The sequence below is a fragment of the Vibrio sp. 1069 genome, from assembly GCF_033340555.1.
Window position 1 is genome coordinate 1 of sequence record NZ_JAWOWP010000523.1, and the last position, 633, is coordinate 633.

At 47.2% G+C, this 633-nt stretch carries 1 protein-coding gene and 1 pseudogene; both read right to left on the reverse strand.

Annotation, left to right across the window (positions count from 1 at the left end; genetic code table 11):
- A partial coding sequence (locus R7040_RS27525; protein ID WP_318097752.1) for a TVP38/TMEM64 family protein occupies positions 1–466 on the reverse strand: 466 nt, incomplete at its 3' end.
- Positions 467–507: 41 nt separating this feature from the next.
- Positions 508–633: pseudogene (locus R7040_RS27530) on the reverse strand ((Fe-S)-binding protein); the annotation flags it as partial.

Genomic DNA, 633 nt, shown 5'->3' on the forward strand with positions numbered 1-633 from the left:
TGAGGCTGGTTAGACCGTAAGCGTAGTTTTGTAGGCTGAATGGGAATACAGGCACAAGACGAGTCAGAATCAAGAAGCTGGTGCCGTTTGCTGCTACACCGTCATCGATTTTCTTGAAGATTGGGTTGTCGCCAAACTTCTTCATGATGGTATTACGCAGTAGGAAGCGCGCCACGATGAATGCCGCCACCGCGCCAAGCGTTGCAGAAAACAGCGCTAAGATACCGCCTTTGATAGGGCCAAATACGATACCTGCCACAATGGTGAACGCGCTGCCCGGCAGTAGGAAAACACACGCAAACACGAATGCTGCTACGAATACGGCGTAACCCCATACCCCAAAGCTTGCGATCCAATCTTGTAGGCTCTTGATGTCAGTGATGATTTCAAGAATACCAGTTTGTTTTGCCGCGAACAGAGCAATAGCTACAACAGCGACGATAAGAGCGATTTTTACGACTTTCATAAGTTCAACTTCACTTAAACCTAATAATTAAAAAGAGATAGCTACACAGACATACACTTGATCAGACCCGCTTTTGATTTGTAGCGGTTGAACCAAGCTTTCACAGGGCTAGCGAGTACGTTTACTGGCGGTTCATCACCTTGCATGATCACAGGGCCGAACATTAG